16 protein-coding genes and 1 pseudogene are annotated in these 14951 nt (G+C 52.6%); 5 read left to right on the top strand and 12 right to left on the bottom strand.

The annotated features are described in order from the left end of the window. The first annotated feature begins 4 nt into the window (after positions 1-4). The 3 genes from LRM19_RS15470 to mntP all read left to right on the top strand — a co-directional run bounded on the left by LRM19_RS15470 (position 5) and on the right by mntP (position 2335). Positions 5-856, top strand: coding sequence for a PTS mannose transporter subunit IID (locus LRM19_RS15470; protein ID WP_028018668.1), 852 nt, complete (start codon positions 5-7; stop codon positions 854-856). 55 nt (positions 857-911) lie between these two features. Further along, positions 912-1370, top strand: coding sequence for a DUF986 family protein (locus tag LRM19_RS15475; RefSeq protein ID WP_111964794.1), 459 nt, complete (start codon positions 912-914; stop codon positions 1368-1370). Positions 1371-1768: 398 nt separating this feature from the next. After that, positions 1769-2335 carry a manganese efflux pump MntP gene (gene mntP, locus LRM19_RS15480; protein ID WP_047074362.1) on the top strand — a complete coding sequence of 189 codons (567 nt, stop codon included), beginning with the start codon at positions 1769-1771 and terminating at the stop codon, positions 2333-2335. Here mntP and rlmA read toward each other — a convergent pair. The 7 genes and pseudogenes from rlmA to mgrB all read right to left on the bottom strand — a co-directional run bounded on the left by rlmA (position 2332) and on the right by mgrB (position 7565). Beyond that, complete coding sequence (gene rlmA / locus LRM19_RS15485; protein ID WP_271369291.1) at positions 2332-3147, bottom strand: 23S rRNA (guanine(745)-N(1))-methyltransferase; 816 nt, start codon at positions 3145-3147, stop codon at positions 2332-2334. The two genes, mntP and rlmA, sit on opposite strands and share 4 nt — an antisense overlap. Before the next feature lie 65 nt (positions 3148-3212). Then, positions 3213-4919: a peptidoglycan glycosyltransferase FtsI gene (gene ftsI, locus LRM19_RS15490; protein ID WP_115875570.1), complete on the bottom strand. Its 1707-nt coding sequence runs from the start codon at positions 4917-4919 to the stop codon at positions 3213-3215. A 231-nt stretch (positions 4920-5150) separates the two neighbouring features. Next, a complete protein-coding gene (gene cspE, locus LRM19_RS15495) occupies positions 5151-5360 on the bottom strand; it encodes a transcription antiterminator/RNA stability regulator CspE (RefSeq protein ID WP_001062678.1) in 210 nt (69 codons plus the stop codon). Positions 5361-5373: 13 nt separating this feature from the next. Further along, positions 5374-5518: pseudogene (locus LRM19_RS15500) on the bottom strand (DUF2627 domain-containing protein). 525 nt (positions 5519-6043) lie between these two features. Further along, positions 6044-7033, bottom strand: coding sequence for an MBL fold metallo-hydrolase (locus LRM19_RS15505; RefSeq protein WP_271369293.1), 990 nt, complete (start codon positions 7031-7033; stop codon positions 6044-6046). 23 nt (positions 7034-7056) lie between these two features. Next, positions 7057-7347 carry a YebO family protein gene (locus LRM19_RS15510; RefSeq protein WP_111964798.1) on the bottom strand — a complete coding sequence of 97 codons (291 nt, stop codon included), beginning with the start codon at positions 7345-7347 and terminating at the stop codon, positions 7057-7059. A gap of 74 nt (positions 7348-7421) precedes the next feature. Beyond that, on the bottom strand, positions 7422-7565 hold the full coding sequence (gene mgrB, locus LRM19_RS15515) for a PhoP/PhoQ regulator MgrB (RefSeq protein ID WP_013096124.1): 144 nt from the start codon (positions 7563-7565) through the stop codon (positions 7422-7424). Between the two features lie 161 nt (positions 7566-7726). On the opposite strand from mgrB, the gene LRM19_RS15520 reads away from it, so the two are divergent. Beyond that, entirely contained in the window at positions 7727-7966 is a 240-nt protein-coding gene (locus tag LRM19_RS15520; RefSeq protein ID WP_111964799.1) for a YobH family protein, read from the top strand. 61 nt (positions 7967-8027) lie between these two features. Here the strand turns inward: LRM19_RS15520 and kdgR are convergent, their stop codons facing one another. Continuing rightward, positions 8028-8819, bottom strand: coding sequence for a DNA-binding transcriptional regulator KdgR (kdgR, locus tag LRM19_RS15525; protein WP_136195770.1), 792 nt, complete (start codon positions 8817-8819; stop codon positions 8028-8030). A gap of 179 nt (positions 8820-8998) precedes the next feature. Between kdgR and LRM19_RS15530 the strand changes: the two genes are divergently transcribed. Then, on the top strand, positions 8999-10372 hold the full coding sequence (locus tag LRM19_RS15530) for an MFS transporter (protein WP_271369294.1): 1374 nt from the start codon (positions 8999-9001) through the stop codon (positions 10370-10372). A gap of 50 nt (positions 10373-10422) precedes the next feature. Here LRM19_RS15530 and htpX read toward each other — a convergent pair whose 3' ends face one another. From htpX to LRM19_RS15550, 4 genes are all read right to left on the bottom strand, one after another. Next, entirely contained in the window at positions 10423-11304 is an 882-nt protein-coding gene (htpX, locus tag LRM19_RS15535; protein ID WP_014884290.1) for a protease HtpX, read from the bottom strand. Positions 11305-11497: 193 nt separating this feature from the next. Continuing rightward, entirely contained in the window at positions 11498-13546 is a 2049-nt protein-coding gene (prc, locus tag LRM19_RS15540; protein WP_025910096.1) for a carboxy terminal-processing peptidase, read from the bottom strand. A 19-nt stretch (positions 13547-13565) separates the two neighbouring features. Further along, positions 13566-14252 (bottom strand): RNA chaperone ProQ, encoded by a 687-nt coding sequence (gene proQ, locus LRM19_RS15545; RefSeq protein WP_028018656.1) that lies wholly within the window; start codon positions 14250-14252, stop codon positions 13566-13568. 96 nt (positions 14253-14348) lie between these two features. Then, a complete protein-coding gene (locus LRM19_RS15550) occupies positions 14349-14846 on the bottom strand; it encodes a GAF domain-containing protein (RefSeq protein ID WP_008500476.1) in 498 nt (165 codons plus the stop codon). Positions 14847-14951: the final 105 nt, after the last annotated feature.

Consider the following 14951-nt stretch of genomic DNA (forward strand, 5'->3'; position numbering starts at 1 on the left):
CGAAATGGTTGATATGACAAAAACTACCACCGAGAAAAAACTCACTCCGGGTGATATTCGCGGCGTGTTCATCCGTTCTAACCTGTTTCAGGGTTCATGGAACTTCGAACGTATGCAGGCGCTCGGCTTCTGCTTCTCCATGGTTCCGGCGATCAAACGCCTGTATCCGGAAAACAACGAAGCGCGCCGTCAGGCGATCAAGCGTCACCTGGAATTCTTTAACACTCATCCTTACGTTGCGGCTCCGGTTCTGGGCGTAACGCTGGCGATGGAAGAACAGCGTGCAAACGGCGCAGAGATCGACGATGGTGCCATCAACGGTATTAAAGTCGGCCTGATGGGTCCGCTGGCCGGTGTCGGTGACCCTATCTTCTGGGGTACCGTGCGTCCGGTCTTCGCAGCGCTGGGGGCAGGTATCGCGATGAGCGGCAGCCTGCTTGGCCCACTGCTGTTCTTCATCCTGTTTAACGCCGTGCGTCTGCTGACCCGTTACTACGGTGTGGCCTACGGCTACCGTAAAGGGGTGGACATCGTTAAGGACATGGGCGGCGGCTTCCTGCAGAAACTGACTGAGGGGGCGTCAATCCTGGGCCTGTTTGTCATGGGAGCACTGGTTAACAAGTGGACGCACGTGAACATCCCACTGGTGGTATCGACCATCACCGGTCAGGATGGTCAGACCCGCGTCACCACCGTGCAGACGATTCTGGATCAGCTGATGCCGGGCCTGGTGCCGCTGCTGTTAACCTTCGCCTGCATGTGGCTGCTGCGTAAGAAAGTGAACCCGCTGTGGATTATCGTTGGCTTCTTCATCATCGGTATCGCGGGCTACGCTGTCGGCCTGCTGGGTCTCTAAGTTTCAACGCTATTGGCCGGGGGCTTGCCCCCGGTTTTTTTTATCTGGAGGATGAATGACTGTCACGGACATCGTACTGGTTCTATTTATTGCTGCCCTTCTGGCTTACGCGATCTATGACGAGTTCATCATGCCGCGCCGTCACGGCGAGACGCTGCTCTCCCTTCCCCTTCTGCGACGCGGGCGCGTGGATGCGTTTATCTTCGCGGGTCTCATCGTTATTCTTATTTACAATAACGTCACCAGCCATGGTGCAATATTAACCACATGGTTATTATGTGCGCTGGCATTAATGGCTGTTTATCTGTTCTGGATCCGTACGCCGAAAATCATTTTTAAATCACGCGGATTTTTCTTCGCCAATGTATGGATAGAATATAACCGTATTAAAGAGATGAATTTGTCGGAAGACGGCGTGCTGGTGATGCAATTAGAACAACGCCGCCTGCTTATTCGGGTGAAGAATATTGACGACCTGGAAAAGATATACAATTTACTCCTGAAAACTCAATAGCTTAGATATATAGCAACGGCTATATTCTGCGTTTGTCTTGCGCAAGAAATATAGCCGTTGCTATATCCCATTCGTTAATTTGATCTCTATTTGTTAACGATATCTTCACGCTTAAAGACAAATGAAAATCGTTATCAACAAACGTTTTAAATAATGCCTCCTCATTGTTGTTTTATATTCTCAAAATATGTTAAGGTTGCGCCCGTCGTTGGGGAGTAGCCGATTTCCTGTTTACAGGAAATGTACGTGTCAACATACTCGTTGAAAAACGTGGCGCGTACGGATCGCTTACTGCACATCTTATGTGCATTGGGATCAGGCGAGACCATAGATACATCAACTGCTGTTTACTGGGGGCAGTGATGTGTCATATGGATATCCCCGGTCTGGACGCTGTTATGAATATCTCCGCTACGATCCTCCTCGCTTTTGGCATGTCCATGGACGCATTTGCTGCATCCATCGGAAAAGGCGCCACGCTTCACAAACCTAAATTCTCAGAAGCCCTGCGTACCGGCCTGATTTTTGGTGCGATCGAAACGCTGACCCCGCTTATCGGCTGGGGACTTGGCATGCTCGCCAGCCAGTTCGTGCTGGAGTGGAACCACTGGATTGCCTTCGTCCTGCTGGTGTTCCTCGGTGGCCGAATGGTGATAGAAGGTTTTCGCGGCGGTGATGATGAAGACGAGGAGCCGCTGCACCGCCACGGGTTCTGGCTGCTGGTCACCACGGCAATTGCCACCAGCCTTGATGCGATGGCTGTCGGCGTCGGTCTGGCATTCCTGCAGGTCAATATTATCGCCACCGCGCTGGCTATCGGCTGTGCAACCCTGATCATGTCCACGCTGGGCATGATGGTCGGACGGTTTATCGGCCCGCTGTTGGGTAAACGCGCCGAGATCCTGGGCGGGATTGTGCTAATTGGCATTGGTGCCCAGATCCTCTGGGCACACTTCGCCGGTTAATCTTCGCGCTGCCAGACGTGGATGCTGAAATCCGTCTGGCAGTGAAATATTGAATGTGCAGCTAACGTTTCCCATACTTCCGGTTTTGCCCGCCATGCGAACGGCGTCATCTGCAGCAACGCGGTGGCCTCTTCCCCTGTGAGCGACATATCATACGCCACGGTTTGCTCCTGCTTCAGGCTAAAACCGGCCAGCTGTTCAGAATGAGGGGCATGCAGACGTACTTCGTCGTAGATCAGACCTTTCAGCTCCATCAGATGACGCGGGCCCGGCGTCACGGTGATCACCCATCCGCCCGGTTTCACCACGCGAGCCAGTTCTTCCGCTTTGCAGGGCGCGTAAATGCGGATAACAGCGTCCATTCTGGCATCGTCAAACGGCAGCCGGTGGCTCGATGCCACGCAGAACATCACTTCCGCGTAACGCTTTGCCGCCGCACGAATGGCCACTTTCGACACGTCCAGACCGAATGTGTTTAGACCCTTCTCACGGGCAACCTCTGCAAATCGTGCGGTGTAGTACCCTTCCCCACAGCCAATATCCAGCATGGCGGTGGCTGAAGCAGGCAGGATGTCATTCACCATATGCGCGACGGCCTCCCGCAGCGGCAGATAGTGCCCGGCATCAAGAAACGCGCGACGCGCCTGCATCATCTCAGCACTGTCGCCTGGATCGCGGGAACGCTTATGCTGCACCGGCAAAAGATTCACATAGCCTTCTTTTGCCATATCAAACTGATGCCCCTGCGGACAGGTATAACTTTTATCTGAGTGCGTCAGGGGCGCGTGGCAAAGAGGACAGCTGAAGGACATGGTGACTCCGGAGCATAATCAAAGGGCGAAGTGTACCGCTATTCGCCCTGGTTATAAACGCCCGGTTAACGCATAACGATTAGGTGATCGGAACCCGCCGGTAGCCCGTCAGGTTTCACATTTTCCAGACGCAGCACGTTACCCATAATTTCACTGAAGACAGGCGCGGAGACGGCCCCGCCGTAGTAGGCGCCATTTTGCGGATCGTTAATGACCACCACCAGGGCAAATCGCGGATCGCTGGCAGGCGCAACGCCGGCAGTATAGGCGACGTATTTATCGACGTACTTCCCGCTATCGTCAATTTTCTTCGCCGTACCGGTTTTCACCGCCACCCGGTAATCACGAACGGCCGCCTTCACGCCCCCGCCGCCGGGCAGCGCGACGCTCTCCATCATGTGCTCCACCTCGTGCGCAATCTCTTCCGGCATGACGCGGTGCCCGATAACGGGTGGATCGATACGCGTAATCGAAAGAGGTCGCTCGAGCCCGAAGCCGCCAATCGTGGCGTAGACGTGAGCCAGCTGGAGCGGCGTTACCATCAACCCGTAGCCGAAGGCAAAGGTCGCCCGGTCGAGCTGGCTCCAGTATTTACGCTGGGGCAGCAGCCCCGCGCTCTCCCCCGTTAAGCCAAGCCCCGTATTCGTACCAAAACCAAAGTTTCGATAGGTATCAATAAGGTGCTGGACAGGCATCGCCAGCGAAAGTCGGGACACGCCGGTGTCGCTCGATTTTTGCAGGATCCCGGTCATCGTCAGTTCAGGATAATAGCCCACATCGCGGATACGATGCCCGTCCAGGGTATACGGATGAGTGTCAATCACGCTGTCGGGCTGAACCAGACCCTGCTGCAGGGCCGTCATCAGCACCAGCGGCTTGACGGTCGAACCGGGCTCGAACGTATCGCTGATCGCGCGGTTGCGAAAATCATTTATCGTCGCACCTTCCCGATTATTGGGATTGAAATCCGGATAGCTCGCCATCGCGAGTATTTCCCCGGTTGGGATATTAATGAGCACCGAAGCACCCGACTCGGCCTTATTCCAGGCCACGGCATTATCAAGCGCATCTTCAGTAATGGTCTGCAGCCGCTCGTCAATACTCAACTGAATGTTATGCGCTGGCGAGGGTGCCACTTCCGTCAGGTTTTCAACCACGCGACCGTAGCGATCTTCCCTTACCTGCCGAACTCCGGCCTTGCCGGTCAGCTGCGCGTTAAAGCTTTTTTCCACGCCTTCAATGCCCTGCCCGTCAATATTGGTGAAGCCAATCAGGTTCGCTGCCACATGGCCTGCAGGATAAAAACGGCGGGATTCATCGCGTAAATTGATGCCGGGCAGATTCAGCTTATCGATCCACTTTGCCTGTGCGGGATCGACCTGGCGGGCAAGATAAATAAAACGCCCCTGCGGGTTGGCGTTAATTCGCGCCGAGAGTGTGCCCAGGGAGAGATGCAGCGCATTTGCCAACGCCTGCCAGCGTTCATCAACGCCAACGCCTCCTTTTGCCAGCACCGTTTTAGGATCGGCCCAAACGGCCTGGACAGGCACGCTCACCGCCAGGGGTCGACCTGCGCGATCCATTATCATGCCGCGCGGCGCATCAATCGTCAGCTGGCGGAGGGATCGCATATCTTCCTGCTTTACCAGATTGTCAGGCTTGATGATTTGCAGCCAGGCAACACGGCCCAGCAAAAAAGCCAGACTACAAAAAATCGCTAAGCAGAGCAGTGCAAAACGCGCCGGCGTGAAATTGCCAGCGGTCGTAATCATTTTCTTCTTCACCTGAACCCCAGGACTGTAAAACAACGCCCTGATTTAACGGGAAAAGATGCGTTATGGGTGGCAAAACAGTGCTACTAACCTCGCAGCTTTGCAACAAGTTACTAACAAGACCGCGAATGGTAATATTTTGAAAGATAAGGGACATAAAAAAGCCCCGCGGTATGCGAGGCTTTATGTCTGAGAGTGAAGTGCTAAGCGCTTCAGTCAGCAGCGGTTCGATCAGATAGCAGTTACGTTAACTGCAGCTGGGCCTTTCTGGCCGTCCTGAATTTCGAACTCAACGTTCTGGCCTTCAGCCAGAGTTTTGAAGCCGTTACCCTGGATTGCAGAGAAGTGTACGAACACGTCTTTGCTGCCGTCAGCAGGAGTAATGAAACCAAAACCTTTAGACTCGTTGAACCACTTAACTTGACCTTTAATCTTTGCCATTTTGCAAAATTCCTTAGAGTGTTTTCTTAGCCCGCAGGCATTAACTGAGATAAAACTGAGACATTACTGCATGAGGCACTAATATAAGGTTCGGCAGAGAAGCGGTATTCAACGACAACGTGTTTACTCAGGACTTCTTTACTGAAAATGCCACACATAAACAGAACTGTACCTCGTTTGACCCAAAACGTGTTATCACACACTATGTTTAATATGGCAAGCCATTTTTAAACATGTCTCGATCCGCCGCACAAATTCGAACAGTGCCTGTCAGGTTTTGCACAATTATGCGCATCACGTACAGACAGCCCTGCTGCGTAACAAAGACCCAGCATTGCTTGCACAACCGCTGTAATCTAAGACTTTTTTAACATAGCTCAATCATTACGAACCGTCCAGCAACCGGGAAAAGAAATCTTACGTCTTGATTGAGTTAGAACAATTTGTGAAAACTTATGCTTAAATCATTGTAACGCGACCAAATTGTTTCAGAGAAAAAACACTGTTAAAAAACCACTTCCGTCTGTATTAAAATGCACCAGTTAATAAACAGCGTTATGCACCAAAATAATGAAATTTTTATGACTCTGCATCAAAAGAAGGCAAGCAAAACGTTTCGATAAAAATAAAACATTCCTGCGAGCGTTTACATCAAGAATATATGCAACAATTTAACGCTTCGTTTATAAGGATAAATATTCACCAATTTTCAGTATCCTGAAAGAATGATTAACTGGTGCTAAATTATCGAGCGCGTTAGTTAACTCCTGCACAGGTTCATCTAGCGCTTCATCTGCCAGTTCAAATACGCCCCAGTGGATGGGAAACGTCAGTGGACAGCCCAGCTGCTGCCACAATGCCACCGCAGATTGCGGATCCATATGATTGACAGCCATGAACCATCGTGGGGCATAGGCACCAATCGGTAACGCGGCAACATCTATCTGGCCCAGGCGTTCAGGAATCAACAGCAGCTCAGGTGAATAGCCTGTATCACCGCTGAACCAGAAACGGTGATGCCGTCCTTCCATCACCCAGCCGCACCACAAGGAACGATTGCGGTTCCATGGCGTGCGCATGCTCCAGTGCTGTGCCGGTACGGCGGTCAGCGTCATCCCCTGCCAGGTGAAACTCTGCCACCAGTCAAGCTCAACTACGCGTTTTGCTCCCCGACGACGAAACCAGTCGGCCAGACCCAGGGGAACAAAAACACTAACGTCGGGAAAGCGCTTGAGAATTCGGCGAATGGTCGTGTCATCAAGATGATCGTAATGGTTATGGGAGATGACGACCGCATCAAGCTGATGAAGTTGCTCGACAGACAGTACGGGAGGCGTTTTGCGCTGTGGTCCCAGGAAAGGGAGCGGAGAAGCGCGCCGTGAAAACACCGGATCGGTAAGGATGATATTACCGTCCAGCTGCAGCAACACGCTCGCGTGTCCGAGCCACCACACCCCATCTCCATGAGGTTGCGTGAGCTCTACAGGTTGCCACCAATGTTGGATAAAATCTTCATAACCCAGCGCAGGTGGTTTCGGTAAACCGGCCTCTTTACGCGCTTTACGCCAACGGTCAATGTCGCCGGGTTGATGTCTGACAGGGAGGGTATTACGAAAACCGTTCGGGGTATGATGTTTCAGGGAGGGGTCATACCAGGGGTTTTTCCAGACCACAGCCACCTCCCAGGACAAAAAGATTAACGCTCAGCCACCAGGCGGATAAAGTCATCTTCGTCTTTGTTTTCTTCGACGACCGCGTCTTTCGGCGCGTCTTTCTCTTCCGGTTCGTTAGCCTCACACAAACGACGGAGCAGCGCATTCTGACGTTTTTGCTGATCGAGCAGCGCTTCCAGCAGTTCGATCTGCTCGTTAGTCCGGGAGCTGGCTCGGTTCACGAAAAACCAAATGACCAGACCCACGAGCAGAACAACCAAAGAAATCATCAGGGATGCTATATTCAGCAGCCCTGAATTCAGTAACTCACCCATTTCACCACCTCAATAAAAACGTCTATTTTACCACTGGCGCGAAGGAAGGAAATCACGTTGAGAAAAAATGTCTCTTACCACGGAATAAACTTGTTGATTGCGCAAACGCCGCTAAAAAACTGTACATCCTGATCGCACATCACATTGATCGTCTGCGTCCATAACACCACGCACGCTATCAGCACGATAACCAGAATCACCCAGCGTATTTTTTTCACTCCACACTCCGTCTTAAAACCTGATGTAGCGAGGTTATCACGCTTATCTTAAACAAGGACTAACTGTGCCTCTATCACGCTTTTTTTCAGAATCATTCACTTGTTTCATCACGTAAACACATTACGCTAGCATTACGATAACAACGATAAAAGAGGTAATGATGCGCTTTATTGTTCGAACAATTATTGTACTCGCCCTTGTCTGGATTGGCCTTCTGTTATCGGGCTATGGCGTGCTCGTGGGGAGCACCGAAAACGCAGCCGGGTTAGGCATTCAGTGTAAATATTTAACAGCACAAGGAATGAGCACAGCCCAGTATCTGCATACTGACAGCGGGATCGTTGGCTTAACCCACTGCCCTGTACTGCGTAAAACATCCGTCGTGATTGATAATGGCTAATCAGTCTGATTATGACGCAAAAAAACGCCGCATCAGATGCGGCGTTTTTTACGAAGAGGGATTAAAACGGGTATTCGTGATATCCCATCTGTGCAGAAATTTTACGTGCGGCAGTGTGCAGAATAGCCACATACTCATGCAAACGCTCTTCAGAGAAGCGTAAGGTTGGGAAGGAGATACTTAAGCCCGCAATCACCACGCCAAAGCGGTCAAACACCGGAACGCCTATGCAGCGCAGCCCCTCTTCCTGCTCTTCATTATCTTCGCCATACCCCTGCTGGCGTACGTGATCCAGCACCGTTAACAGTGCGTCTGTGCTGGTAATGGTTCGTGAGGTACTTTGCTTGTATTCAACGCCTTCGAGGATCTGCTTCACTTCCTCACGATCGCGCCACGCCAGCAGAACCTTACCAATTGCGGTACTGTAGAGCGGGTTGCGACGACCAATGCGCGAATACATGCGCAGATTGTACATGGAGTCGATTTTATGGATGTAAACAATACTGTCTTCATCCAGCGCACCGAGATGGATGGTCTCTTTAGTCAGACGAGAGATTTCGCGCATCTGAATATCAGCGCTGCGGATCAGGTCAACATTTTGTAGCGCGCGGGCACCCAGTTCAAACAGCTTCAGCGTCAGAGAATATTTTTCAGATTCGCCTTCCTGGGCGACATAGCCCAGCGACTTCATGGTTTGCAAAAAGCGATATACGGTGCTTTTAGACATCATCACGCGCTGCGACAACTCTGTAATACCTATTTCACGCTCTTCTCCCAGCGCCTGTAAGATGCCAAACACCTTCAGCACGGAAGAAACAGAATCTGGCTGTTTATCCAAATCCGCAATAGCCATTTACCACCTCATAGAGAGTGTTTTATAAAAATCAGAACCGGTTTTTATTATAAGTTCCCGTCATGTCACCTGCAATCAATCCGCGTTTACTTCGTTACAAATCTGCGACATATCGCGGCTGTAACAATGCTAAAATAGTTATCCTGAGAATAATTTCACGCTGAGCTTTTTTAATCTTAATGGAAAAGACCCTTTCCGATGGCCTGCCTTTACCCCAGCGGTATGGCGCGATAGCCACCATCATTATCGGTATCTCAATGGCCGTCCTTGACGGCGCAATCGCGAACGTTGCCTTGCCAACCATCGCCAGCGACCTGCACGCCTCTCCCGCCAGTTCGATATGGATAGTTAATGCCTACCAGATTGCGATCGTGGTTTCCCTGCTCTCGTTCTCTTTCCTGGGCGATATGTTCGGTTACCGTCGGGTGTATCAGTGCGGTCTGGTGGTTTTCACCTTTATGTCGTTGTTATGCGCCCTTTCAGATTCACTGCATACCCTGACGCTTGCCCGCATAGCGCAGGGTTTTGGCGGCGCGGCGCTCATGAGCGTAAACACGGCGTTGATCCGCTTAATTTATCCGCAACGCCATCTGGGGCGCGGCATGGGGATAAACTCGTTTATTGTCGCCGTCTCTTCCGCCGCCGGACCAACCATTGCGGCGGCGATCCTTTCCGTTGCGTCATGGCAATGGCTGTTCGCCATTAACGTGCCGCTGGGTATTGTCGCCATCTTCTTTGCCCTGCGCTTTCTACCCGCTAACGGCCCTAAAAGCACCATGCCGCGCTTCGATGTGGCGAGTGCGGTGATGAATGCCCTGACCTTTGGCCTGCTGATTACGGCGCTGAGCGGCTTTGCGCAGGGACAGTCCCTGATGCTTACCGGTGTGGAGCTTATCGCCCTGCTGGCGATCGGCTTCTTCTTTGTTCGCCGCCAGCTCACTCTCCCTGTGCCTTTACTGCCCGTTGACTTGCTACGTATCCCCCTGTTTTCCCTCTCCATTTGCACGTCCGTCTGCTCGTTCTGCGCCCAAATGCTGGCCCTGGTTTCTCTGCCCTTCTTTCTGCAGAGCGTGGTCGGCCGTTCAGAAGTGGAGACCGGCCTGCTGTTAACCCCCTGGCCGCTGGCGACCATGGTGATGGCTCCGCTGGCAGGTTACTTAATTGAACGCGTCCATGCCGGTTTACTGGGAGCATTGGGGCTTGCGGTGATGGCGACAGGCCTTTTCGCGCTGGCTCTGCTACCGTCATCGCCAACCGATCTGGACATCATCTGGCGCATGATCCTGTGCGGCGCAGGGTTTGGCCTGTTCCAGTCCCCTAACAATCACACCATCATCACCTCCGCGCCGCGCCATCGCAGCGGAGGTGCCAGCGGCATGCTGGGAACCGCGCGCCTTCTGGGACAAAGCAGCGGCGCAGCGCTGGTCGCCCTGATGTTTAACCTCGCCGGGCAAAACGGCAACCATGTTGCGCTTCTCACCGCGGGAGCCCTTGCCTCGCTCGCGGCGGTCGTCAGCGGCCTGCGTGTGACCCAGCCCAGAGTTCAGGCATAAAAAAAGCCGGGCGGAGTGTTCTCCTGCCCGGCTTATTAAGGGTCTTAGCGTTACTTCAGGTATTCCCCACTGCGCAGCGCTTCGATACGTTTATCCAGCGGCGGGTGAGACATAAACAGCTCGCTCAGCGATTTGGACTTACCGTTAATGCAGAAGGCCATCATGCTGTTCGCTTCCTGCGGCTCATAGCTGGTTTTCAGGCGCTGCAGCGCGGCAATCATCTTCTCACGACCAACCAGCTTCGCCGAGCCGGCATCCGCGTGGAATTCACGGTGGCGGGAGAACCACATGGTGATGATGCTGGCCAGAATACCGAATACCAGCTCCAGAACCATCGAAACGGCGAAGTAGATCAGCGGGTTGCCGTTGCTCTCTTCACCTTCGTCACGGTTTCCGCCCATAAAGCCTGCCGCGATCTGCGCCAGAATACGGGAGATGAAGATCACGAAGGTGTTTACCACGCCCTGAATCAGGGTCATGGTCACCATGTCACCGTTGGCGATATGGCTGATTTCGTGGGCAATAACCGCTTCGGCTTCGTCACGGCTCATGTTCTGCAGCAATCCGGTGCTGACGGCAACCAGTGACGCATCGCGACGGGCGCCCGTGGCGAAAGCGTTAATGTCCGGGGCATGGTAAATCGCCACCTGCGGCATGGCGATCCCTGCCTGACGGGATTGCTGAGCCACCGTATTCATTAGCCACTGTTCCATATCGTTACGCGGCTGTTCAATAACCTCACCACCCACCGATTTCAGTGCCATCCACTTCGACATCAGCAGGGAGATGAACGAGCCACCAAAACCAAACAGCAGCGCCATAATCAACAGACCCTGAACGCTGCTCGACTGAATTCCTGTCAGGCTTAGCACGAGCCCGAAAACCACCATAACCGCCAGGTTGGTGAGCAGGAAGAGCGCGATTCGCATCATAATTTTCTTTTTACCTCAGTTTAACAAAACGCACTATGCGATTACCCACATCGTATGGGTATTGCGGCTATTTTCAAGCATCAAACGGGCGTAAGTCACCAGAAAGACACAACTTTACACAATTGGAAATCTGACTGACGGAAGGATGCAGAACAAAAAGAAACAGGCACAATTTCTTGTGCCTGTCAGGAGGTTATTTTGCCGGAGCGGGCTGTACGGCAGGTTTCTCTTTTTCCTGATTCGCCAGGTCGAGAGCGATATGCACCGTCTCGTCCAGATACGGATCCGGCTCCTGGTAATCTTTTGGCAGATCGTCCAGTTTCTTGAGAAGAGGCTTACCTTCGCGCTTGAAGCGATCGTTGATACGCGCCAGGCGAGTTGCATCGTCTTCGTTGTTCTCTTTCTCACGCTGTGCGTAATTCAGAGAAACAATATTCCGCTTATCTTTCAGGGCATTGAATCGTGCAATATCCTTCATGATGTACTGGAATTCCGGATCCTTCGCGATGCGGTCGTTATGCGCTTTCAGCAGTTCAGGGCCAAACTGGGTCATATCACCCGCCTTCACGTAAGTCGCGGCATTGATGCTGTCCCACGGCAACGCGTTATCTTCAAACTTCTCGCCGGTTTCCGTCTCCTGGGTGCCAGTCGGCATGATGATGTCCGGCGTGACGCCCTTACGCTGCGTACTGCCGCCGTTCACGCGGTAGAATTTCTGAATGGTGTACTGAACCGAGCCCAGCGCAGGCCATTCCGGACGCAGCATCTGATCGTAAATACGATTCAGAGAGCGGTACTGCTGAACGGTGCCTTTCCCGAAGGTTGGCTCACCGACGATCAGCGCGCGGCCATAGTCCTGCATTGCAGCGGCAAAGATCTCAGACGCGGAGGCACTGAAGCGGTCAACCAGGACCACCAGCGGGCCTTTGTAGTAGACCACACCGTCGTTGTCGGCATCTTCACGCACTTTACCGTTGTTATCGCGCACCTGAACCACCGGGCCAGATGGGATGAACAGGCCAGAGAGTGAAACCGCTTCCGTCAGCGCACCGCCGCCGTTACTACGCAAGTCGATGATGATGCTGCTAACGTTCTGCTTTTCAAGCTTCTGCAGCTGAACTTTCACATCGTCAGTCAGCCCCACGTAGAAGCCAGGAATATCCAGGACACCTACCTTCTCTTTACCCACGGTTTTCACCGACATTTTCACCGCGCGGTCTTCCAGACGGATACGCTCGCGGGTCAGGGTAACAATACGGGTTTTGGTGCCTTTACCGGCAGGCAGAATTTCCAGACGTACCTTGCTGCCTTTCGGACCTTTGATCAGCGCAACCACGTCATCGAGACGCCAGCCGATCACATCGACCATGTTCTGGCCGGTTTGTCCAACACCCACAATGCGATCGCCTACGCTAATCGCTTTGCTTTTGGATGCCGGGCCACCCGCGACCATTGAATTGATCACCGTGTAATCATCGTCCATCTGCAGAACCGCGCCGATACCTTCCAGAGACAGGCTCATTTCGGTATTGAACTGCTCAGTGTTGCGCGGAGAGAGGTAGTTGGTGTGCGGATCGATTTCGTGCGCAAAGGCGGTCATCGCGAGTGAGAAAACATCCTCGCTGTTGGTCTGCGCCAGACGACGAATAGCAAATTTATAACGACGCGTCAGCGTGTCACGGATCTCTTTTTCGTCTTTGCCGGTCAGCTTAAGGCTCAGTTCGTCGTATTTAACTTTGCCGTCCCAAAGCGCATTCAACTCGGCTTCATCTTTTGGCCAGGGCGCTTTGCTGCGATCCAGATTAAAGGTGTCGTTGCCGGTGAAGTCCATTGGACGTTCCAGCACTTTCAGCGCGTACTGATAGCGTTCAAAACGACGCTTTTGCGACAGGTTGTAGAGATCGTAGAACAGATCCAGCTTGCCTGAACGCAACTCGTCACCCACCTCGGATTTGCGCTTAGCGAACTGCTCGACATCGCTGGCGAGCAAAACGTTATGGCTGTAATCCAGCAAGTTCAGATAGCGGTCAAAGATTTTGGCCGAAAAGGCCTGATCGAGATCGAACTGACGATAGTGCGAGCGGGTAAAACGTGAGGTCACGCGCTCGCTCACCGTCGCGTGCTGCGTCTCTTCCTTGAGTACCGGAATTTGATCAACACGCGTGATATCGTCCACTGCAAAAGCGTGACCTGTTATAGCAAACAGACCCGCCAGCGCGGTGAGCTTAAAAAAAGTGTTCATGCCAGGCTTGGCCTCCGTTTCAGAACAACAAGTGTTCTGCGCGTACAATCATTGACATACCAGAAGTCAGCTGTACACGAACGCCATCTTTGGTGATTTCCAGTACGGTGGCGTCCATAGCATTGTTACCCGCTTTTACCTTCAGCGCCTGACCCACGCTCAGGGCGTTAATGTCAGAAACCGGCGTATGGCGCGGCTCTTCACGAGGGGCACGCGGGGCTTTTGCTGCTGGTTTGTCTGCACGCGGTTTGCGATCGTTATTATCGTTACGGCGCGGCGCAGGGCGCGGTTTACGCTCACGACGAGGCGCTTCTTCCTGGCCGTTTGCCGCGGCGGCTTCGCGTTTTTTCGCCTGCTGTTCTGCACGTTGTGCCTGAACGCGTGCTTTGGCTTCTTCAAGCTGCTTGCGCGCGTGCTCAACGTGCTGCTCGTCCAGCTCACCGCAAGGGTTGCCGTCGAGGTCCACGCGGGTAGCGCCTGGTTTGATACCGTACAGGTAACGCCAGCTTGAAGTATAAAGACGTAAGGCGGAACGCAGCTGAGTTTTGCTGAGGTTCATTTCCCCTTCAACACGCGCCACCAGATCCTGAAAAATACCGACTTTCAGGGGACGAGCTTCACCTTCCGCGCTGAAGCACTGCGGGAAACGCTCGGCCAGAAATGCGATAACTTCTTTACTGCTATTCAACTTAGGTTGATTTTCCATGAAATTTCCTGATTACAACGGACGTTGCCAACAAGCGCAGGCATGAACAGGCGTCATTATAATGACGCTATCAGTAAATGCTACGTTATCCGTTGATTATCCTGCGACGCTCGCAAAGAATTTTTGATAATCGGTTGCAGCGAGTACGTTTTCCAGATTCGCCACCAGCTCGCGCAGCCCCTGTTCGTCCTCGGTTGTAAAGCGACTGAAGACCGTACTGTCGATATCCAGAACGCCAATAATCTGATTTTTGACCACCAGCGGCAAAACGATTTCAGAATTACTGGCAGCATCACAGGCAATGTGTCCGTCAAACGCATGGACATCTTCCACACGCTGGACCTGATTCTCTGCTACCGCCGTGCCGCATACGCCACGCCCTACCGGAATACGCACGCAGGCCAGTTTGCCCTGGAACGGACCGAGCACCAGCGTTTCACCTTCCAGAAGGTAAAAGCCAGCCCAGTTTACGTCAGAGAGACGTTCAAACAGCAATGCGCTAGTATTTGCCAGAGTGGCTAAGAAGCTGGTCTCACCCGCCATCAATGCCTTAAAATCGCGGTTCAGATCCGCGTAGAATTCTGTTTTGTTCATTATTCAATCACTTAGTTGTCTTACAAATTTACCGCATAGCCTATTAAAATAAGCATTAAATGCGCTCATGCTCAAGATGAATCCGTTCATGAGTTATTATAACTT

Source organism: Enterobacter sp. PI-10, from assembly GCF_027947695.1.
In the GTDB taxonomy this organism is placed as follows: Bacteria; Pseudomonadota; Gammaproteobacteria; order Enterobacterales; family Enterobacteriaceae; genus Enterobacter; species Enterobacter vonholyi.